Raw genomic sequence first — 266 nt, forward strand, 5'->3', positions numbered from 1 at the left:
CTGTATAGGATGGCTTATCAGCCGTTTCTGGTTCGACGATGGCTCCAGATTGGGTGCCAGTATATTCTGGTTTTTCATTTGTCTCAGGGGCTACAACAGCTCCCGATTGCTCACCTTTATATTCTGGTAAGGAAGACTGAGTCTCTGGTTCAACAATCGCACCAGATTGAGTTCCCTTGTACTCTGGTTGTGGAGCCACTTGCTCTGGTTCAACAACCGCTCCGGACTGGGTACCTGTATAGGATGGCTTATCAGCCGTTTCTGGT

General features: G+C 48.9%; 1 protein-coding gene. It reads right to left on the reverse strand.

What is annotated here, in order from left to right:
* Positions 1-266 (reverse strand): hypothetical protein (locus tag HMPREF2628_RS10940; RefSeq protein WP_180364286.1); only part of this gene is annotated, 266 nt, incomplete at both ends.

Origin of the sequence: Streptococcus sp. HMSC063B03 (assembly GCF_001836965.1) — a bacterium.
Lineage (GTDB): Bacteria > Bacillota > Bacilli > Lactobacillales > Streptococcaceae > Streptococcus > Streptococcus pneumoniae_F.